The organism is Celeribacter halophilus (assembly GCF_018860305.1).
Taxonomy (GTDB): domain Bacteria; phylum Pseudomonadota; class Alphaproteobacteria; order Rhodobacterales; family Rhodobacteraceae; genus Celeribacter; species Celeribacter halophilus_A.
Genome location: NZ_JAHKPE010000040.1, coordinates 99167 through 119749 on the forward strand (window position 1 = coordinate 99167; position 20583 = coordinate 119749).

The window sequence follows — 20583 nt, forward strand, 5'->3', positions numbered from 1 at the left end:
TTTTGTCAAGCAAACAAGCGGTTTTCCCGCCTTGTCAGGCCGATCTGCCGCAGGTAAGCCTTGGGTATGACTTTGACCTTGCCCACTCCCGCCCAACCGCTGAAAATCGGCACCCGTAGCTCTCCGCTTGCGCTGGCGCAGGCCTATGAGGCGCGTGACCGTTTGATGGCCGCTTTCGACCTGCCGGAAGAGGCGTTCGAGGTGGTCAGCCTGTCCACCCGTGGCGACCGCGTTCAGGATCGTTCCTTGCGGGAATTGGGCGGCAAGGGGCTGTTTTCCAAAGAGATCGAAGACCGGCTTTTGTCCGGTGAGGTTGATATTGCGGTTCACTCGACCAAGGATATGTCGGTGGAACAGCCGGAGGGTTTGGTTCTGGGCACATTCCTGCCGCGCGAGAACCCGTTTGATGCGTTCATCTCGCTCGACGGCAAGGCGCTGCGTGATTTGCCACAGGGGGCCACGGTTGGTTCGTCTTCCTTGCGGCGCAAGGCGCAACTGTTGAACAAACGGCCCGATCTCAACGTCGTCGAATTTCGCGGTTCCGTTCAGACCCGCCTGAAGAAACTCGAGGAGGGCGTGGCCGACGCAACATTCCTTGCGATGGCCGGACTGAACCGTCTCGGCTATGCGGATGTGCCGCGCACGGCGGTGACAGCCGAAGAGATGCTGCCTGCCGTGGCGCAGGGGGCGATTTCCATCGAGCATCGCGCCGCAGATCACCATATCGCGGAGATGCTCGCGGCGCTTCACCATGTTCCGACGGGGCAGGCGATGGCCTGTGAACGTGCGTTTCTCGCCAAGCTTGACGGCTCCTGTCAGACACCGATTGCGGGGCTGGCTGAGGTCGATGGCGGCACGATCCGGCTGCGCGGAGAAATCCTGCGCTCGGACGGCTCGGAGAGCCTCACCGACGACATGACCGGTCCGGTCGAAGACGGAGCGGCTATGGGAATCGAGATGGCGGAGAAACTTCTGGAACGCGCGGGCGACGGGTTCTTCGACTGGAAATAACGGCCAGCCCTGCGCGATACCCTATACTCAGGGCAGGGTTTTGCCGGGGTTCAGAATCCCTTTCGGATCAAACACAGTCTTGATGGCGTGCATCATCTCTAGCGCCACGGGGTCTTTGCGCCGCCGCATGGAGGGAAGTTTCCCAAGCCCGATGCCGTGTTCTGCCGAGAAGCTCCCGCGCATGTCTTTCACAATATCCTCAACCGCTTCCATCAGCGGATCAATGAGCGCCTCTGTCGAGGGGAAAACCGTGTAATGCACATTGCCATCGCCAAGGTGGCTAACCACACAGGTGCCGAACTCCGGATCCAGCGCGCGCAGCTTGGCTTCGGCGCGGTTCAGGAAGGTTTCGACCTGATCGACGGGCAGGCAAAGATCATTGATCACCACAGGTTTGACCGCTACGGAAATCTCGGCGGCCACTTCGCGGATGGTCCACATCAAGGCCCGCTGCGTCTCCGACTGGGCCAAGGCGGCATCAAGCACAAGCCCCTCTTCGAACATCTCGCCCAAGGTCTCTTCCAGCTGCGCGGCAAGCGGTAGCTGTCCGTCCTCATCCGGCGTGCAGTCGCGCGGCACGGTCGAGGCGATTTCGAGGAAGATGGTATGATCCTGATCGTATCCCAGAGGCGGGGTCAGGTCCGGACGGTAGCGTTCCAGATTTTCCATGTAATCCCGCGGCATATATTCGAATGCTTCGACCATGCCCCCCGTGCGGGTTTGCAGTGCGTTCAAAAGGCGCAAGGCTGCGGAGAGGGTCGGCACAGTGACCATTGCGGTGGCATAAGCCAATGGTTTCGGGACGAGTTTCAGGACGGCGGCGGTGATGACGCCCAGCGTGCCCTCGGAGCCGATCATCAGATCGCGCAGGTCATAGCCGGAATTGTCCTTGTGCAACTCGCTCATGAGATCAAGCACGCGCCCGTCGGCGAGGACAACTTCGACCCCGAGGCACAGATCGCGGGTGTTGCCATACCGCAGAACATTCGAGCCCCCCGCATTCGTCGCGAGCGTGCCGCCGATCCGCGCCGATCCCTTTGCGCCGAAAGACATCGGATAGGACAGGCCATGTTCGGCGGTGGCGTCATGCAGGTTTTGCAGGATCACTCCTGCTTCCACCACGGCAAGCCGTGCGTCCGGCCGGATTTCGCGAATGGTCTGCATCCGGTCCAGCGAGAGGACAAGCATAGCTTCGGCGGCGGTCGCACCGGTCAGGCCGGTGTTGCCGCCCATCGGAACGACGGGCGTGCCGGTTTCATGGCAAAGCGCGAGAATCTCCGAGACTTCTTGCGTGGAGCCGGGGCGCACAACGGCCAGAGGTTTAGTTTCGTATTTCCCCACCCAGTCGCGCCCGTAGGGTAGGGCGTCATCGCCTGTGAGCACATGGGGGGTGATGTCTGCGAGGCGGGAAAGAATGTCCATGATCGGTCTCCGGTTGTTGTGCCGGTTGTCCTGCGAAACATGGAGGAAGGCAAGAGGGGGAGGCGAAAGACCCGCCTGTGGCGGGGCTTTGATCTGCTTTGTGCCGGATCAGACCGCTGAGGAGTGCTGCGCCTGTGTCATGTCATAGGCATCGAAATGCCGTGCGATCATGCGGGTCAGGGGGCGCGCCTCCTCGCGGATGACGATGCGTTCCGGCGAAATATCGAGCATATCTGGAAAGGCCGCTTGCACGCTTGTGGCGAAACCGTCGAAGGCCTGCGCGGTGAGGCCGAAACGTTGCGCCAGCTCTGCGGCTTCGACCCTGAAGTCGCACATCAGAGCTTCGATAATCCGGCCCCGCAGATGGTCTTCTGCGGTAAAGACATGACCTTTGGCAATAGGCAGATGTCCGGCGCGCACTTCGGACTGGTATTTCGAGGTTGAGGGCTGGTTCTGGGCATAGCCTTGCGGATATTTTGCAATCGATGAGGCTCCGACGCCGACCATGGTCGGACATTTGTCATCCGTATAGCCTTGGAAATTGCGGCGCAGTTTGCCGGTACGCAGCGCGACTTCAAGCCCGTCACCTTTCTTGGCAAAGTGGTCGATGCCGATTTCGGCGTAGTCGTCCCAGACAAACAGATCGCGCGCGATATTGAACAGGTCCAGCCGCTCTTCAGGGGTGGGCAGTTCGTCGGTCGGGATCATGTTTTGCCGCCGTGCCATCCACGGGACATGGGCGTAGCCGAACAAAGCCACGCGATCCGGTGAGAGGGACAGAAGTTTTTGCACGCTTTCGGAGATTTTCTCCTGTGTTTGACCCGGCAGGCCGTAGAGAATGTCGGCGTTGAGCGAGCGGATGCCGCGTGCGCGAAGACCGTCTACGGCAGCTTTCGTTGTCTCGTAGGACTGTATGCGGCCAATGGTCTCCTGAATTTGCGGATCAAAGTCCTGCACCCCGATAGAGGCGCGGTTCATGCCCGCTTCGGCCAGAGCATCAAGGCGCGAATCGTCGATTTCGTTCGGGTCCACCTCGACGGAAAATTCGTATTCCGGCGCGAAATCGGCCAGATCGCGGATGCTGCCGGAAAGATCGGCAATCATCTGCGCGTCCAGAAGCGTTGGTGTGCCGCCGCCCCAATGCAGGTGGCCGATTTTGATTCCCTCGGGCATCCGTGTCTTGATCAGGGCAAGCTCTGCTTTGAGAGTCTCGACATAAGCGGCCACAGGGCTGGCGGTGGTGGTGCCTTGCGTCCGGCAGGCACAGAACCAACACAGGCGACGGCAGAAGGGCACATGCACATAGAGCGAGATCGGCTGTGCAGGATTGAGAGAGCCCATCCAGCTTCCCACATCCTCCGCAGAGGTTGTGTTGCCAAAATGCGGCGCTGTCGGATAGCTTGTGTAGCGAGGCACACGAGCATCGAAGAGGCCCAGCTTGCGGAGTTGCGTGTGTTTGTTCATACGGATACGCTCTAGTGAATCATAGATCCGGTGCCTTGACCCAGATCAAGAATTGCGAGCGCACATAATGAGCGACAAGACTTTTGACCACAAAGAATGCGGTTCGTGCCCGATCCGCCATCGGGCCGTTTGTGCGCGATGTGAGGCCGATGAGCTCGAAGAGCTGGATTCGATCAAATATTATCGCTCTTACGAGGCGGGCCAGCCGATCATCTGGTCGGGGGACCGTATGGACTTCGTGGCCTCCGTGGTCACGGGCGTGGCATCTTTGAGTCAGGCGATGGAAGACGGGCGAACCCAGATGGTCGGGCTTTTGCTGCCGTCTGATTTCCTTGGCCGTCCGGGACGCGAATTTGCCCCATATGACGTGGTTGCCGTGTCGAACCTGACCCTGTGTTGTTTCCGGCGTAAACCGTTCGAGCAGATGATGCTACACACGCCGCATGTCAGCCAGCGATTGTTGGAGATGACGCTCGACGAGCTGGATGCGGCGCGTGAATGGATGCTGATTCTCGGTCGCAAGACCGCGCGTGAAAAGATTGCCTCGCTTCTGGCGATCATCGCCCGCCGCGAGGCCTCTCTGGAGCTGACCACGGCTGGCGACGGCATGAGTTTCGAGTTGCCGCTGACCCGTGAGTCGATGGCTGATTATCTGGGGCTGACGCTGGAAACGGTGTCGCGGCAGATTTCGGCGCTGAAACGCGAAGGTGTGATCACGCTTGAGGGCAAGCGGAAGGTGATCATTCCCGATTATGACCGGCTTCAGATAGAAACGGGTGATGACACCGATGGCGGTTTGATCTGATTTTTCGAAATTTTGAACGCTGAGAATAAAGAAACCCCGCAGAATTTTCTGCGGGGTTTCTTTTGGGACTCCGGCCCGCGCACGAGGGAAATCACGCAGACCGGTTTGACCCGAAATGCTTTAGTGGGACATGAGCACCGGCACTTCGGCCAGTTCAAGCATGTGCCGTGTCGCGCCGCCCAAGATGGATTCGCGGAAGCGCGAGTGGCCATAGGCCCCCATCACCAGCATGTCGGCATCCTTGTCGGTCAGTTGCCGCATCAGCACATCGGAGACGCGCGGCATGGTTTTTGCCAGCACCGACACCTCGGCGCGGACGCCATGACGGACAAGCATCTGGCACAGGGAACCACCCGGATCGGACCGGTCGGGGCCATGTTGCGGCGGGTCGATGATGGTGATGTCGACCAGATCGGCCTTTTGCAGAATCGGCAGGGCGGAGCGGACGGCCCCAAGCGCCTCGGCACTTTCGTTCCATGCCACAACCACACGGTTGATATTGTCTGCGACCGTGATGCCGTCGGGGACGACGAGCACCGGTACATGACCGGAGAACAATGCGGCTTCGAGAATTTCTTCATGCTCGTGTCCGCGGCCCGGACCATACGGGCGGGGCAGGACGACCACATCGGAGAAGCGCAGGAAATGCGCAAGTTGCGGGGTCAGCCCGGCCATCTGTGCGGTGACAGGGTTGGTAACCCAAGGAATTTCCTCGGCCTTCAGGTAATCGGAAACATCTTCCTCAACCTTTTTGCTGTCAGCCTGCGCCTGTTGCAGGTTGTCCTGCAAGGCCATGGCATTGGTGCCCGCGTAATAGAAACCGGGTTGGGTCCGGTCGAGGCCAAGACAGATCACGTCGAGGTGACCTTCTTCGCGTCGTGCCAAGGCAACCGCTGCATCAAGTGCGTGGCGGTCGGCCTCCATGTCGCACATGATCGTTGTAATGGTTTTGAAAGGCATGTTCGCCTCCCTTCTCGCGTTGTGTCGTTTCTGCTCAGAGCATGGCTCTATCTGAAAAATGTAGCATTGATTGAGATCAACAAAAGGGAGGTGCGTGTCGATTTGTGCGGCTCTTTGCCTGTTTTGGCTTTGTGAATTCGGCAAGAGAAGGCACACTAGAGACGCGAACATGGCTGCGACGGATCATCGCGGTTCGGAAAAGGCGGGCTGGGAATCTGTTGCATAAAAATCGTAAATGTCAGTGTTTTGACTCAGATCAAGGTTGGTCACAGAGATGTGAGACAAACCGCTGAATGTCGACACCCGTGGGTCGAACGCGGGACGACTATGCCCTACTGACAAGGGCGAATGAACGAAGGGACGCAACATGTGGAACTATATTAAGCTGGCAGTGCTGGGGGTCGCGGTGATCCTTTTCGGCCTTGCCGCCAACTACGGGCGCGATTTTGCATATCAAGTGCATGCGCTCATCTTTATGGCCGCTGCAGCCATCACCTTTATTTACACCCTGCGCACGACAGGTGACGTCAAACCGAAGCCGGAAGGCTACTTTGACGGTGTTGTGCGCGCAGGTGTCATCGCCACTGCGGGCTGGGGCGTTGTGGGCTTCCTCGCGGGGACGTACATTGCCTTCCAGCTCGCTTTCCCGCAGTTGAACTTCGAGTTCCTGCAGGGCTATGGCAACTTCGGGCGCCTGCGCCCGCTGCACACCTCTGCGGTGATTTTTGCTTTTGGCGGGAACGCCTTGATCGCGACGTCTTTCTATGTGGTGCAGCGCACCTCGGCGGCGCGTCTTTGGGGCGGAGGCCTCGGCTGGTTTGTGTTCTGGGGCTACAACCTCTTCATCGTTCTGGCCGCAACCGGCTACCTGATGGGTGTGACCCAGTCGAAAGAATATGCCGAACCTGAATGGTATATTGACCTTTGGCTGACCATTGTCTGGGTGGCCTATCTGGTGACCTTCATGGGCACGATCTTTATGCGCAAGGAAAAGCATATCTACGTGGCCAACTGGTTCTACCTGTCCTTCATCATCACCATCGCGATGCTTCATATCGTCAACAATCTGGCGATTCCGATTTCGATTCTCGGCTCGCGCTCCGTTATGGTGATGTCCGGTGTTCAGGATGCCATGACGCAATGGTGGTATGGCCACAACGCTGTGGGCTTCTTCCTGACCGCAGGCTTTCTGGGCATGATGTACTATTTCGTGCCGAAACAGGCCGAACGTCCGGTGTTCTCCTACAAGCTGTCGATCATCCACTTCTGGGCGCTGATCTTCATCTACATCTGGGCCGGTCCGCACCACCTGCACTACACCGCGCTGCCGGACTGGGCCTCGACCCTCGGCATGGTGTTCTCTGTGATCCTGTGGATGCCCTCTTGGGGTGGTATGATCAACGGTCTGATGACGCTGTCCGGCGCATGGGACAAGCTGCGGACCGATCCTGTGATCCGTATGATGGTGATTTCCGTGGGCTTCTACGGCATGTCGACCTTTGAAGGGCCGATGATGTCGATCCGTGCGGTCAACTCGCTGTCCCACTACACCGACTGGACCATCGGTCACGTGCACTCCGGTGCGCTGGGCTGGAACGGTATGATCACCTTTGGTGCGCTGTACTACCTCGTGCCGGCTCTGTGGAACCGTCAGCGTCTCTATAGCCTTGGCCTCGTGTCCTGGCACTTCTGGCTCGCCACCATCGGGATCGTGCTCTACGCCGCGTCCATGTGGGTGACCGGTATCATGGAAGGCCTGATGTGGCGCGAAGTGGACAGCCAGGGCTTCCTTGTGAACGCATTCGCTGACACCGTGTCTGCCAAACATCCGATGTATGTGGTGCGTGCTTTGGGCGGGGTGCTTTACCTCACCGGTGCAATCATCATGTGCTACAACCTCGTCATGACCGTGCGTCGCAGCCCCGTGAAAGCGGATGTCGCTGCTGCCGTGCCGGCAGAATAAGGGAGGGTTTGGACTATGGCTCTCATTGATAAGCATAAGATTATCGAAACCAACGGCACTTTGCTCATGGTCGGCGCCCTTCTGGTCGTCACCGTGGGCGGGATCGTCGAGATCGCTCCTTTGTTCTACCTTGAAAACACCATCGAGGATGTAGAGGGCGTGCGCCCCTACTCCCCGCTGGAACTCACAGGGCGGGAAATCTATGTGCGTGAAGGCTGCTACGTCTGTCACTCGCAAATGATCCGCCCGATGCGTGACGAGGTGGAGCGCTACGGTCACTACTCGCTGGCTGCGGAATCGAAATACGATCACCCGTTCCAGTGGGGCTCCAAACGGACCGGTCCCGACCTTGCCCGTGTGGGTGGTCGTTACTCGGATGCGTGGCATGTGGATCACTTGACCAACCCGCAATCGGTTGTGCCGGAATCGGTCATGCCGAAATACGGCTTCCTCGCCGAGCGTTACATCGAGCCCGAGTATATCGAGGATCTGTTGTCGACGCACCGGATCGTGGGTGTGCCCTATACCGACGAGATGATCGAACTTGCGAAGGCGGATTTCGAAGCCCAAGCCGACCCGTGGGCCGATACCGATGGCCTGTTGGAACGCTATCCGGGTGCCGTGGTGTCGAACTTCGACGGCAAGGACGGAATCACGGAAATGGATGCGCTCATCGCCTATATGCAGATGCTCGGAACACTGGTCGATTTCTCGACCTTTACGCCCGACGCCTCTCGTTAAGGAGGGCTTGAGATGGATTATCACATCCTTCGCGAATTTGCCGACAGCTGGGTGCTTTTGGCCATGTTCGTGTTCTTTATCGGCGCTGTGATCTGGGCGTTCCGCCCGGGCTCGCGCAAGGAACACCGCGACACGGCCGACATCATCTTCCGGCATGAAGACAAACCCGCCGAAAAGGAGGCGAGGACATGAGTAAGAAAGAAGTGGAAACCACAGGCCACTCGTGGGACGGCATTGAAGAGCTCAACAACCCGCTTCCGCGCTGGTGGTTGCTGGTCTGGTATGCCTGTATCCTCTGGGGGATTGCCTACACCATTGCCATGCCCGCATGGCCGGGGATCAAATCGGCAACCGCCGGTGTCCTCGGATGGTCGACGCGTGCCGAAGTGGCGGAGAAAATTGCCTCTTTCGAGGAAATGAACGCCGCCGTGAACGCCGAACTGGCCGCCGCAGACGTTACAATGATCGAACCCGGCTCCGATGTGCACAGCTATGGTGTGAACATGGGCGCTGCCGTGTTCCGCGCCAACTGTTCGCAGTGCCACGGTTCCGGTGCGGCAGGGAACTTCGGCTATCCGAACCTTCTCGACAATGACTGGCTCTGGGGTGGCACCATTGATGAGGTGGCCTATACCATCCAGCACGGTGTCCGGAACGAAACTGACGAGGCCCGCTACTCCGAAATGCCGAAATTCGGCGCGGACGAGTTGCTGGCCGACGAGGAAATCGATCAGGTCGTGGCCTTTGCCATGTCCCTGTCCGATCCGGAAGGCGATGGGACCAACCTTGTGGGCGGCACATATGACGTCGAACTGGCGGCAGCCGGTGCGGAAGTGTTCGAATACAACTGCGCCTCCTGTCACGGCGAAGATGGAACCGGCGACATCTACCAAGGTGCGCCCGACCTGACCGACGCCATCTGGCTCTACGGCGGTGATCACGACACGGTCTATGACACGGTGTTCAACGCCCGCTTCGGCGTGATGCCCGCTTGGGGTCAGCGTCTGACGCAGGCCGAGGTGAATGCGGCCGCGCTCTACGTCCACCAGTTGGGCGGCGGTCAATAACCCCGAAATCCGGACGGTAACGTCCGGGTTAAGGCGCCGGCCCTTGATCCTGTTCGCGCGTTTCTTCAGGGTCGGTGCCAACAAATCCGGAGACCGCAGCACCTTGGCGCTGCGGTCTCCTCATACCGGAAAAATATCGGATCGCGGCGCGGACGTGGCAGCATGTCACATCCCAAAGATGTTTTTTTAATGCGTCTTTAGCGCGATTTCAAAATATCTTGATTCACATCAAGGCTGCGCAAATCCCTCCCTCGCAATAAGGGAAAACGCGAACAGTGTAAGAAGGCAACGCTCCATGAGCTCTACCGACACCCCCCCCGAAGAGAAACTTTATGCGTCCCGCGAACCGATTTTTCCGCGACGGGTAAAAGGCAAGTTTCGCAACCTGAAATGGATCATCATGGCGGTCACGCTGGGGATCTATTACCTGTCGCCGTGGATCAGGTGGGACCGTGGACCCGAACTGCCGGATCAGGCGATCCTGATTGATCTTGCCAACCGCCGGTTCTTTTTCTTCTGGATCGAAATCTGGCCGCATGAATTCTATTTCATCGCGGGCCTTCTGATCATGGCGGGGCTCGGGCTGTTCCTCTTCACATCTGCCGCCGGTCGTGTGTGGTGTGGCTATGCCTGTCCGCAAACCGTCTGGACGGACCTGTTCATTCTGGTGGAGCGCTGGATCGAAGGGGATCGCAACGCGCGTCTGCGTCTGCACCGACAAAAGAAATGGGATATGCGCAAGATCCGCCTGCGTGCGATCAAATACCTGTCATGGATTCTGATCGGTCTGGCAACCGGCGGGGCCTGGGTGTTCTACTTTGCCGATGCGCCGACCCTGCTGGTCGATCTGGTGACCGGACATGCGCATCCTGCGGCCTATCTGACACTGGGTATTCTGACAGCCACCACCGTATTCTTCGGCGCGATTGCGCGTGAGCAAATCTGTATCTACGCCTGCCCGTGGCCGCGTATTCAGGCCGCGATGATGGACGAGGATACGCTGGTCGTCGCATATCGCCACTGGCGCGGGGAGCCGCGCGGCAAGCACCGCAAAGGGGCCAATGCTGCCGAGATGGGCGATTGCATTGACTGTATGGCTTGCGTGAACGTCTGTCCGATGGGGATCGACATCCGCGATGGTCAGCAGCTTGAATGTATCACCTGCGCGCTCTGCATCGACGCCTGTGACGAAATGATGGACAAGATTGGCAAGCCGCGTGGCCTGATCGACTACATGGCGCTGACCGACGAGCCGCGTGAAATCTCCGGTCAGGAGCCGAAGCCGGTCTGGAAACACATCTTCCGTCCGCGCACGATTCTCTACACTGTGCTCTGGTCCAGCGTGGGCTTTGCGCTTCTGTTTGCCCTGTTCATCCGCTCGGACATCGACATGACCGTGGCACCGGTGCGCAACCCGACCTATGTGTTGCAATCCGATGGAGCGATCCGCAACATTTATGACCTGCGTCTGCGCAACAAACATGGCGAGCAGCGCGAGTTCCGTGTGAGCGTGTCGGGCGATGATACGCTGACGGTGACCTTGCAAGGGGCCGACAACACGCTTGGCGATACGATCGCGGTGAACGCCGATGAAATGCGGATCGTGCGGGCCTATGTCGAGGCGCCTGCGGGCTCCAAAGCGGCCACGTCCGACCGAACGGACTTTACCTTCTGGGTCGAAGATGGTGTGGCCAATGAACGTGTCTCCGTCGACACCGTGTTCAACGGGAAAGGACAATAATCCATGGCGCGCGAAATCACCGGCAAACATGTTCTTATCGGAACTGTGTCTGCATTTTCTGTGATCATCGGGGTGAATATCTTTATGGCTGTGCAGGCCGTAAGGACATTCCCCGGTCTGGAAACCGCCAATTCCTATGGTGTGTCCCAGACCTTCAACCGTGACAAACAGGCTCAGGAAGCACTGGGCTGGACGGTCGAGGCGGTGGATGATCAGGAAAACCTGTTCGTCTATATTCGTGATGCGCAGGGCAATCCGGTCGAGGTTGCGGAAATCGGTGGCACATTGGGTCGCGCCACAACCGTGACAGAGGACCAGACGCCGGAATTTACCTTCAACGGTGAGGCCTATGTCGCCCAAACGGGTGTTCTGGCCGAGGGCAACTGGAACTATCGCATGGTGGCCAAGGCGCTTGATGGCACGCATTTCACCCAGCGCGTTGTTATTCACGTGAAACGCTGATGATGGGGAGGGCGAGGGATGTCTGAGGTTCAAATCTCGGCCTGTCCGGCCTGTGTCGCGGCGCCTGCTGCGGAAGAGGCGGCCCATGCGCGTGATGTGCGTGATACCCGCTTTGTCCTGTCCCTGCCTGCAATCTATTGCGCGGCCTGTATCTCGGGGGTCGAGCGCGAGTTGATCAAACAGCCGGGCGTGCGTGCGGCGCGGGTGAACCTGACGCTCAAACGCGCGCAGGTGGATGCCGACGAAGACGTCTCTGTCGATGACCTGATCTCCGCGCTCACGCGGGCCGGATATGAGGCTTATGAACTGGACGCCGGCGCGATCTCTGCCACGGAAACCGACCGGAAAGGTCGCGCGATCCTGACCCGCATCGCCGTGTCGGGCTTTGCCATGATGAACGTGATGCTGTTGTCCATCGCGGTCTGGTCGGGGGCCTCGGATGTCACCCGCGATATGTTCCACTGGATTTCAGCCGCCATCGCCTTGCCCGCGATTGCCTATGCGGCCCAGCCGTTCTTCGGCTCCGCATGGTCTGCGCTGAGGGTCAGGCGTCTCAATATGGATGTGCCCATCTCGCTGGCGATCCTTCTGGCGGGCGGCATGTCGCTGTTCGAGACAATGGAATCCGGCCGTCATGCCTATTTCGATGCGGCTCTGTCGCTGACCTTCTTCCTTCTGGCGGGGCGCTATCTCGACTATCGCACGCGCTCTGTAGCGCGCTCTGCCGCCGAAGAACTGGCCGCGCTTGAAGTGCCGCGTGCCACATTGGCGGATGGCACTGTGGTCTCTATAGCTGACCTTGCCAAAGGCGCTTTGGTCCGTGTCGTTCCGGGCGCACGGGTGCCGGTGGACGGGATCGTTGTCGAAGGGGCTTCCGAGTTGGACCGCTCCCTTTTGACCGGAGAGAGCCTGCCCGTCGAAGCCGGCGTGGACACCATTGTCTCGGCGGGGGAGGTCAACCTGACCGGCCCTCTGGTGGTGAAGGTCACCGCCGCGGGCGAGGACAGCTCCCTGCACCGCATGGCCGATCTGGTGGCTATGGCGGAAACCTCGCGCAACAAATACACCTCCTTGGCGGATCGTGCGGCGCAAGTCTATGCCCCTGCCGTGCACCTTTTGTCGCTCGCGGCCTTTATCGGCTGGATGATCGCCACGGGAGATGTGCGTCATTCGCTGAATATCGCGGTGGCGGTTCTGATCATCACCTGCCCCTGTGCTCTGGGGCTGGCCGTGCCAGCCGTGACCACGGCGGCTTCGGGGCGGCTGTTCCGTTCGGGGATGCTGATTAAATCCGCCACGGCTCTGGAGCGTCTGGCCGAAGTGGACACGGTTGTGTTTGACAAGACGGGCACGCTGACCGAGGGCAGGCCGGAGCTTTCCAATCTGGCCGACATCCCGCCCCATGCGCGTAGCGTGGCGATGGCCTTGGCGGCGGGTTCGGCCCATCCGCTTTCCGCAGCCCTCTTTGAGGCGGCGCGGGCCGCTGGTGTAGAACCTGCTCCCGTCAGCGATATTCGCGAAGTGCCCGGACAGGGCGTTGAAGGGCGGCTTGACGGCATGCCCGTGCGCTTGGGACGTGCTGCATGGCTTGAAACGCAGGCGCTCGCACAGACGGCAACCTATCTGAAAATTGGCGATGAGGCCCCCGTGGCTTTTGCCTTTGTGGACCATTTGCGCGAGGGCGTGTCCGAGGCCGTGACCGCGCTCAAGCGTCAGGGCAAGGACGTGGTGTTGCTCTCCGGTGACGCCCCCGCTGCCGTTGCGGATATTGCCCGACGGATCGGGATTGATGCGTGGGATGCGGAATGTCTGCCGGAGGCCAAGGCCCTGCGCGTGGCCGAACTGACCCGATCCGGTCGCAAGGTTTTGATGGTTGGTGACGGGCTTAATGACACGGCGGCCTTGGCGGCGGCGCATGTGTCGATCTCGCCCGCCTCCGCGCTGGAAGCAACGCGGGTCGTCTCCGACATGGTGCTGCTGGGCAAAAGCCTTGCTCCCTTGGGGGAGGCCACGCAGGTTGCCGTTTCCGCGACGAAGCGGATCAAGGAAAACTTCAACATTGCAACGCTTTACAACCTGATCGCTGTGCCGATTGCCTTGGCGGGCTTTGCCACACCACTGGCGGCGGCTCTTGCCATGTCGGCCAGTTCGATTACGGTGTCGCTCAATGCGCTGCGCCTGACGCGATTTACGAAACGCTGAGATACGCACCTTCGGGGCGCGTTTGAGAGGGAAATTATGAACGTATTGGTCTATCTCATCCCGATTTCGATCTTTCTCGGCGGGCTGGGCCTCGTGGGGTTCTTCTGGTCGATCCGCTCGCGGCAGTATGACGATCCGGAAGGGGACGCCAACCGCATCCTGACCGGCGAGTATGACGACCATCCAAAGCCCTGAGCGCCTACTCCTGCGCGCGCTCGGCCAGTTCCGCGACCTTCGGCCCTATCGCATCGACAATCACCGCCACGCCCGCGGCATTCGGATGTATCCCGTCCGGCTGCATATGGGTTTTCAAGACCTGTTCCCACGGGCCAATATCCGTGAGGGGCTTGAGAAATCCTTCGACATAAAGCGTGCCATAGTCCTGGGCCAGTTCCGGATAGATCGCATCAAACTGCGCCTTGTATTCTGCGCCAAAATTGCCCGGAGCCTGCATCCCGATGAGCAAAACGGGGATGTTTTTCTCCTTCGCGACATCAAGGATGCCGGCGAGATTGGCGCGGGACAAGTCCGGCGACAATCCGCGTAGCAGATCATTGCCACCAAGTGCGACGATCATCGCATCAATGTCGGGGGTCAACGTCCACGCAACGCGGCTCAGCCCTCCTGCGGTGGTGTCTCCTGACACGCCCGCATTCACAATTGTGGCCTCGACATCATGTGCATCCAGCCAGTTTTGCAGCTGTGCGGTGAAGCCCTCCTGCTGGACCAGCCCGTAGCCTTGGGTCAGACTGTCGCCCAAAGCCGCAATCCGCACAGGCTCCGCCGATGCAAAGGCGGGCAGGGCGATCAAGAGAATATGACCGAGTATGCGTGAGAAGCGGTTGCCGAGGCGGGCCAATGCCCCATATGTGTCAGAGGTCAAAAGGATACTCCCATGTCAGAACCGATCATCGCAACACAAGACATCAAGCTGTCTCTTGATGGCAATGCGGGGCGGGTCGATATTTTGCGCGGCATTTCACTTGAGGTCAAACGCGGGGAAACGCTCGGGCTTGTGGGGCCGTCCGGCTCTGGCAAATCGTCGCTCCTTATGGTTCTGGGCGGGCTGGAACGGGCCAGCGCCGGTCGGGTTTCGGTGCTCGGGCATGATCTGAGCGCAATGAACGAAGATCGTCTGGCCCGCTTTCGTAGAGATCATATGGGGATTGTGTTCCAGTCCTTCCACCTTATCCCGACAATGACAGCCTTGGAAAATGTCGCCATCCCGCTTGAATTGGCAGGTGTTGCGGAGGCTTTCGACCGCGCACGCGCGGAATTGGAGGCTGTGGGCCTGGGAGATCGTTGCGATCACTATCCGGCGCAGATGTCGGGGGGCGAACAGCAACGCGTGGCGCTGGCACGGGCATCGGCGCCGCGTCCTGAAATTTTACTGGCGGACGAGCCGACCGGTAATCTCGATGGCAGCACGGGTGAGGCGATCATGGATCTTTTGATGCAGCTTCGGGACCGCCACGGAGCGACCTTGGTGATGGTGACCCACTCCCCCGAACTGGCTGCGCGCTGTGATCGTGTCGTGCGTTTACGTGATGGCAAGATCGATCCGGCAGAGGTGTCCGCGTGAGCAGCGCAGGTCTTGCATGGACCATTGCCCGCCGTGAATTGCGTGCCGGTGTGCGGGGATTTCGGGTTCTGATCCTGAGCCTGTTATTGGGCGTTGCCGCGATTGCGGCGGTGACATCGGTGCGTGACGGGATTTCCAAAGGTCTCGCCAGCGAAGGGGCGACACTGCTGGGCGGTGATGCGGAAATGGAATTCACCTACCGCTTTGCCTCCGAAGACGAACGCGCATGGATGGAGGCGCAGTCTCTCGCCCTCTCCGAGATCGCGGATTTCCGCTCCATGCTCGGCTATGGGGCAGAGCGTGCCCTGACGCAGGTGAAGGCCGTTGATAGCGCCTATCCCTTGCTCGGCTCGGTCGGTCTGTCGCCTGACATGCCTTTGTCAGAAGCTCTGGCCGGACAGGACGGGGTCGCGGGGATCGTGCTTGACCGCATGTTGTTCGAGCGCTTGGGCCTCGGCATCGGAGACCGCGTCACATTGGCGGATGTGCCCTTTGTCGTTATGGCCGAACTAACCCGCGAACCGGACGGGGCAGGGGAGGGGTTTACCCTTGGCCCGCGCAGTCTCGTGTCCTTGTCGGCGTTGCGGGACACTGACCTTCTCGCCCCCGGCACATTGTTTGAAAGCGCCTATCGGCTGGATCTGCCGGACAGCACCGACTTGGAGGCGCTCAAATCGCAAGCCAAAGAGGAGGTCGCATCCGGCGGGTTCCGCTGGCGCGATGCGCGCAATGGTGCCCCCGGTGTGAGCCGTTTTGTCGAACGTCTCGGTTCTTTCCTCGTGTTGGTCGGTTTGGCGGGTCTGACGGTCGGCGGGGTCGGCGTGTCCTCCGCCGTGCGTGCCTATCTTGACCGGAAGATCTCCGTGATCGCCACGCTCAAAACACTCGGAGCGGACCGTCGCACAATTTTTCTGGCCTATCTGTTTCAAATCGGAACCTTGTCGGGAATCGCGATTGTGGCAGGGCTTGTGATCGGCGCGCTTGTGCCGGTGCTGGCATTTCCGTTCATCCGCACCATGCTTCCGGTTCCGGTCGAGGCGACACCCCATATCGCACCGCTGGTTGAAGCCGCCATCTATGGCTTTCTCGCCAGCGCGATTTTCGTGTTGTGGCCTTTGGCCCGCGCCGAGCACATTCGCCCTGCGGCGCTCTATCGTGACGCGTTGTTCGGTCTGCGTGGCTGGCCGCGTTGGCCCTATCTCGTGGCGCAGGCGCTTTTGATCGCGGCGCTTGTCGGCGCAGCGGTCCTGTTTTCCGAAAATGCCCGCCTTGTGCTGTGGGCTTTCTTGGGGCTCGCGGTGACTTTCGGCCTGCTCGTTTTGGCGGGGCGGGGGCTGACGGCTTTGGCTCGGCACCTGTCGCGGTTGTCGCTCATGTGGCGGAGATCGCTGCCGCTGCGTCTGGCGCTTGGTTCTATTGGCGGCCCCGGAGGGGAGGCCGTGTCTGTGGTCCTCTCGCTCGGGCTGGGGCTCACGGTGCTCTCCGCGATTGGCCAGATTGACGCCAATATGCGCAACGCCATCGCGCAAGACCTGCCCGAACGCGCACCGTCCTATTTTGTCGTCGACATCCAGCCGGACCAGATTGAAGGTCTGACGACGCGCGTTGAAGGTGATTCCGGTGTGAGCCGGTTCGAAGCTGCCCCGATGCTGCGCGGCTTGATCACCAAGATCAACGGGCGTGATGCGCAGGAGGTGGCCGGACCGCATTGGGTGCTGCGCGGGGATCGTGGCATCACCTATGCGGCAACTCCGCCGGAGAATACGGAGATCACCGAAGGGACATGGTGGGGGCCGGAGGAGACCTCGCCCCAGATCAGTTTTGCTGCCGAGGAGGCCGAAGAAATGGGCCTCGAACTCGGTGACGAGATGACGATCAATATTCTTGGCCGCGACATCACGGGGACAATCACTTCTTTTCGCACGGTGGATTTCTCGGGGGCGGGGATGGGCTTTGTCCTGACCATGAATCCGGCGGCCCTTGCCGGTGCGCCGCATACATGGATTGCGACGATTTATGCCACGCCGGAGGCCGAGGCCCCGTTGATCCGCGATCTGGCGCAATCCTATCCCAATATCACGACGATACGGGTGCGTGATGCGATTGATCGAGTGGTCTCTGTGTTGCAGAGCATTGCCGCGGCTACGACATTGGGAGCGGCAGCAACTTTGGTGACCGGTGCTGTGGTGTTGATTGGCACCGCTGCGGCGGGTGAAGAGCGGCGGCGGTATGAAGCTGCCGTGTTGAAAACCCTCGGAGCCAGTCGCGCGCACATTCTGGCCAGTTTCGCGTTGCGGGCCTTGATACTCGGCTTGGGCGCGGGGCTGGTGGCCCTTGTGACCGGCGCGACGGCGGCGTGGGCGGTGATCCATTTCGTGATGGAGGCCGATTTTACCCTGTCCGCCGGTGTCGCCCTCTGGATCGTTTCGGGCGGTGTGCTTGTGACCTCTCTGACTTCACTTCTGTTTTCATGGCGGGCCATGCGCGTGCGTCCCGCGCGGGTTTTGCGGACCGCCGAAAGCTGACCGTCAATGCGCGGGGGTAAGCGCCTTGGCCACTGCATTGGCGATCACCTGTTCTTCGTCGGTTGGCAGGACAAAGACCGGTGTTGGGCCTTTGGATATCCGCGTTGCGTTTTGTGCATTAGCATCCGCATCGGGGGTAATGCCCAGAAAGCCGAGCCGTTCGATGATTTGAAGGCGGATGTTCGGGGAGTTTTCTCCAATACCACCGCAGAACACGAGCGCATCAATCCCCGAAAGTGTCGCGGCCATAGCCCCGATTTCCCGCCGCACACGGTAAACGAAATATTCGACAGCTTCCTTGGCCCCTTGTTCATCCGAGTTTTCCAGCACCTGCATGTCATGGCTTATGCCGGACAGCCCCAGCAGCCCGGAGTCGTAGTAGAGCATGTGGGTCAACTCCTTGGTCGTCATGCCCTCCGTCTCCATGAGATACAAAAGAATACCGGGATCAAGGTGGCCGGAACGGGTGGACATGGGGATGCCATCCAGCGGCGAAAACCCCATAGAGGATGAAATCGAGACCCCGTTGTTGACCGCGCAGATCGAGGCGCCGCTGCCGAGGTGGCACATAATAATGCGTTTGCCGTGCAACTCCGGATGTTCTCGGACAAGCTGATGCGAGACATAGTCATAGCTCAGCCCGTGGAAGCCATAGCGCTTCACCCCTTGTTTGTAATATTTGCGCGGAATGGCGTAGATGTCGTTTTCCCACGGATGGTTGCGGTGAAACGCCGTGTCAAAACACCCGATCTGGAGCGCATGGGGGAAGGCGCGTTTGGCCGCTTCGACCGCCGACAGGTTGTGAGGCTGATGCAATGGGGCCAGCGGATTGAACGTGGCGAGATCGGCCAGAACATCCTCTGTGAGTTCCGCAGGCGCTGCGCGCAGCGGTCCACCATGCACGATCCGGTGACCGACTCCTGCGACCTCCTGCCCGTCGAGTAGTGGAGTGATCTTGCTCAAGATGACATCCAGTGCTTGATCCTGATCTTTAGCGTCGACAGGTTTGGCCGCGCCGGATCCGCCCTTTTTGAACTTGAAACTGGGGGAAGAGCCGATGCCTTGAACCTGACCACGGGCGAGGCACTCCGGCGAGGTGGCAGATTTGTAGAGGGCGAATTTGACCGACGACGACCCGGCATTCACTGTAAGGATTCTTTGGCCCATCAGGTGATCTCCCGTGCGCGTTTTGCGTGAAGTGCTGCGACGGCACATGAGGCCAGTCGCGACTTGTCACTATCCGAGCGGGAGTTCAGTACGATCGGACATCGGGCGCCAATGACGACACCGGCGGCTTCGGCGTGGGCGATGAATGTAAGCTCTTTCGCCAGCATGTTGCCGCTTTCCAGATTGGGGACGATCAGGATATCCGCATGTCCGGCCACGCCGCCTTTGATGCCTTTCGTGCGTGCGGCCGAAAGGCTGATGGCGTTGTCCATTGCCAGCGGTCCGTCCACAATGCCACCTTTGATCTGGTCGCGGTCGGCCATTTTCGAGAGCGCGGCCGCGTCGAGCGTTGACGGGATTTTCGGGTTTACCGTTTCGACCGCGGAAAGGACGCCCACTTTCGGGGTCTCGATCCCGAGGCTTATGGCCAAGTCGATTGCATTCTGGACGATGTCGACCTTGGCCGGGAGGTCCGGCGCGATGTTGATCGCTGCGTCGGAGACCATCAGGAGATGATCCAGACCGGGTACATCCATGACGAATATATGACTGAGACGGCGACCGGTTTTCAGGCCGTTGCGGGAACTCAGGATCGGCCGCAACAAATCATCTGTGTGCATGTGGCCTTTCATGATCGCATTCGCGCGCGCATCGCGGACCATGGTGACGGCCAGTTGGGCGGCTTCGTGATGCGTGGCGCAATGGATTAACTCAATTTTGTCGAGCGTGATCCCAAGCACCTTGGCGGTGCTATAGATTTTGTCCTGATCCCCGAGGAGGATTGGTTGGATCAGTTTGTGCTCGGCTGCCATCATGGCACCACGGAGTGCGTTTTCTTCTTCCGGCGCCACAACCGCCATGCGTGTTGCAGGGAGGTCTTCGGACATTTCTAGCAATTTGTCGAAGTGCCGATGGCTTTCGACGGTCAGTCCGGGCACATCATGAATGTCAAAACTTTCTTTCGTGGCTGGCGCAATGACCTCGGTTTCACCATCGATGAGGACTGTTCCGTCGGCAAGGGACACAGTCGTTTCGAATGTTGCACTCCGGTTGCTGCCTTTGCGAATGAGTTTGACGCGGGCGATCAGCTCATCGCCGGCATGAGCGCGCGCATGAAATCTCAAATGTTGAGATTTATAGAGGGTGCCCGGCCCGGGAAGCTTGTTCCCGAGCACGGCGGAAATGAGCGACCCGACCCAACTGGAAGGTGCAACGGATTCCGGCTTTCCGTCCCTGTCCCCATCCTCTTTCGGAAGGTGCATGGGGTTAAGGTTGCCGGACGCATGGGCAAAGACATACAGATCGTCTGCGACACAGAGGCGACGGACTTCTGCCTCCATCCCGACCTCAAGCTGGTCGAACGGGGTGTTCTGGAATATGGTCACGATCAATCCTTGCTGAATGGCGACATTATATTGAATTAGATGCCGCTAGATTGGTGCGGGCTGCCTTGAGGCAAATCAAGAGTTTC

At 59.6% G+C, this 20583-nt stretch carries 18 protein-coding genes; 12 read left to right on the plus strand and 6 right to left on the minus strand.

Annotated features, from left to right (window positions below; translation table 11 throughout):
* Positions 1-66 precede the first annotated feature (66 nt).
* Positions 67-1011: a hydroxymethylbilane synthase gene (hemC, locus tag KO492_RS17640; RefSeq protein WP_216046178.1), complete on the plus strand. Its 945-nt coding sequence runs from the start codon at positions 67-69 to the stop codon at positions 1009-1011.
* A gap of 27 nt (positions 1012-1038) precedes the next feature.
* Here the strand turns inward: hemC and KO492_RS17645 are convergent, their stop codons facing one another.
* Positions 1039-2433 carry an FAD-binding oxidoreductase gene (locus tag KO492_RS17645; protein ID WP_216046179.1) on the minus strand — a complete coding sequence of 465 codons (1395 nt, stop codon included), beginning with the start codon at positions 2431-2433 and terminating at the stop codon, positions 1039-1041.
* Positions 2434-2541: 108 nt separating this feature from the next.
* A complete protein-coding gene (gene hemN, locus KO492_RS17650; protein WP_216046180.1) occupies positions 2542-3897 on the minus strand; it encodes an oxygen-independent coproporphyrinogen III oxidase in 1356 nt (451 codons plus the stop codon).
* 67 nt (positions 3898-3964) lie between these two features.
* Here hemN and fnrL point away from each other — a divergent pair, with 67 nt between their 5' ends.
* The gene (gene fnrL / locus KO492_RS17655) at positions 3965-4702 is read left to right on the plus strand and encodes a transcriptional regulator FnrL (protein ID WP_216046181.1); all 738 of its coding nucleotides are present in this window, start codon (positions 3965-3967) and stop codon (positions 4700-4702) included.
* A 120-nt stretch (positions 4703-4822) separates the two neighbouring features.
* On the opposite strand, the gene KO492_RS17660 is transcribed toward fnrL, so the two are convergent.
* Entirely contained in the window at positions 4823-5662 is an 840-nt protein-coding gene (locus KO492_RS17660) for a universal stress protein (RefSeq protein WP_216046182.1), read from the minus strand.
* 367 nt (positions 5663-6029) lie between these two features.
* Here KO492_RS17660 and ccoN point away from each other — a divergent pair, with 367 nt between their 5' ends.
* The 8 genes from ccoN (at position 6030) to ccoS (ending at position 14033) form a co-directional block, all read left to right on the plus strand.
* Positions 6030-7625 carry a cytochrome-c oxidase, cbb3-type subunit I gene (gene ccoN, locus KO492_RS17665; protein ID WP_216046183.1) on the plus strand — a complete coding sequence of 532 codons (1596 nt, stop codon included), beginning with the start codon at positions 6030-6032 and terminating at the stop codon, positions 7623-7625.
* A gap of 15 nt (positions 7626-7640) precedes the next feature.
* The gene (ccoO, locus tag KO492_RS17670) at positions 7641-8366 is read left to right on the plus strand and encodes a cytochrome-c oxidase, cbb3-type subunit II (RefSeq protein WP_066602564.1); all 726 of its coding nucleotides are present in this window, start codon (positions 7641-7643) and stop codon (positions 8364-8366) included.
* A gap of 12 nt (positions 8367-8378) precedes the next feature.
* Complete coding sequence (locus tag KO492_RS17675) at positions 8379-8558, plus strand: cbb3-type cytochrome oxidase subunit 3 (protein WP_216046184.1); 180 nt, start codon at positions 8379-8381, stop codon at positions 8556-8558.
* Positions 8555-9433 (plus strand): cytochrome-c oxidase, cbb3-type subunit III, encoded by an 879-nt coding sequence (ccoP, locus tag KO492_RS17680; protein WP_216046185.1) that lies wholly within the window; start codon positions 8555-8557, stop codon positions 9431-9433. The genes KO492_RS17675 and ccoP overlap by 4 nt, the downstream gene beginning before the upstream one ends.
* A 295-nt stretch (positions 9434-9728) precedes the next feature.
* Positions 9729-11174 carry a cytochrome c oxidase accessory protein CcoG gene (gene ccoG, locus KO492_RS17685; RefSeq protein ID WP_216046186.1) on the plus strand — a complete coding sequence of 482 codons (1446 nt, stop codon included), beginning with the start codon at positions 9729-9731 and terminating at the stop codon, positions 11172-11174.
* A 3-nt stretch (positions 11175-11177) separates the two neighbouring features.
* Complete coding sequence (locus tag KO492_RS17690) at positions 11178-11636, plus strand: FixH family protein (protein WP_216046187.1); 459 nt, start codon at positions 11178-11180, stop codon at positions 11634-11636.
* 18 nt (positions 11637-11654) lie between these two features.
* The gene (locus KO492_RS17695) at positions 11655-13838 is read left to right on the plus strand and encodes a heavy metal translocating P-type ATPase (protein WP_216046188.1); all 2184 of its coding nucleotides are present in this window, start codon (positions 11655-11657) and stop codon (positions 13836-13838) included.
* Between the two features lie 36 nt (positions 13839-13874).
* A complete protein-coding gene (gene ccoS, locus KO492_RS17700) occupies positions 13875-14033 on the plus strand; it encodes a cbb3-type cytochrome oxidase assembly protein CcoS (RefSeq protein WP_066602579.1) in 159 nt (52 codons plus the stop codon).
* A gap of 4 nt (positions 14034-14037) precedes the next feature.
* On the opposite strand, the gene KO492_RS17705 is transcribed toward ccoS, so the two are convergent.
* On the minus strand, positions 14038-14721 hold the full coding sequence (locus KO492_RS17705; RefSeq protein ID WP_252735601.1) for an arylesterase: 684 nt from the start codon (positions 14719-14721) through the stop codon (positions 14038-14040).
* A gap of 12 nt (positions 14722-14733) precedes the next feature.
* Here KO492_RS17705 and KO492_RS17710 point away from each other — a divergent pair, with 12 nt between their 5' ends.
* Complete coding sequence (locus tag KO492_RS17710; protein ID WP_216046189.1) at positions 14734-15420, plus strand: ABC transporter ATP-binding protein; 687 nt, start codon at positions 14734-14736, stop codon at positions 15418-15420.
* Positions 15417-17945, plus strand: coding sequence for an ABC transporter permease (locus tag KO492_RS17715; protein WP_216046190.1), 2529 nt, complete (start codon positions 15417-15419; stop codon positions 17943-17945). The genes KO492_RS17710 and KO492_RS17715 overlap by 4 nt, the downstream gene beginning before the upstream one ends.
* A gap of 3 nt (positions 17946-17948) precedes the next feature.
* On the opposite strand, the gene KO492_RS17720 is transcribed toward KO492_RS17715, so the two are convergent.
* Together KO492_RS17720 and KO492_RS17725 are read right to left on the minus strand one after the other, a co-directional pair.
* The gene (locus tag KO492_RS17720) at positions 17949-19112 is read right to left on the minus strand and encodes an acetate/propionate family kinase (protein WP_216046191.1); all 1164 of its coding nucleotides are present in this window, start codon (positions 19110-19112) and stop codon (positions 17949-17951) included.
* Positions 19112-20497 carry a bifunctional enoyl-CoA hydratase/phosphate acetyltransferase gene (locus KO492_RS17725; RefSeq protein WP_303578282.1) on the minus strand — a complete coding sequence of 462 codons (1386 nt, stop codon included), beginning with the start codon at positions 20495-20497 and terminating at the stop codon, positions 19112-19114. The genes KO492_RS17720 and KO492_RS17725 overlap by 1 nt, the downstream gene beginning before the upstream one ends.
* Between the last annotated feature and the right edge of the window lie 86 nt (positions 20498-20583).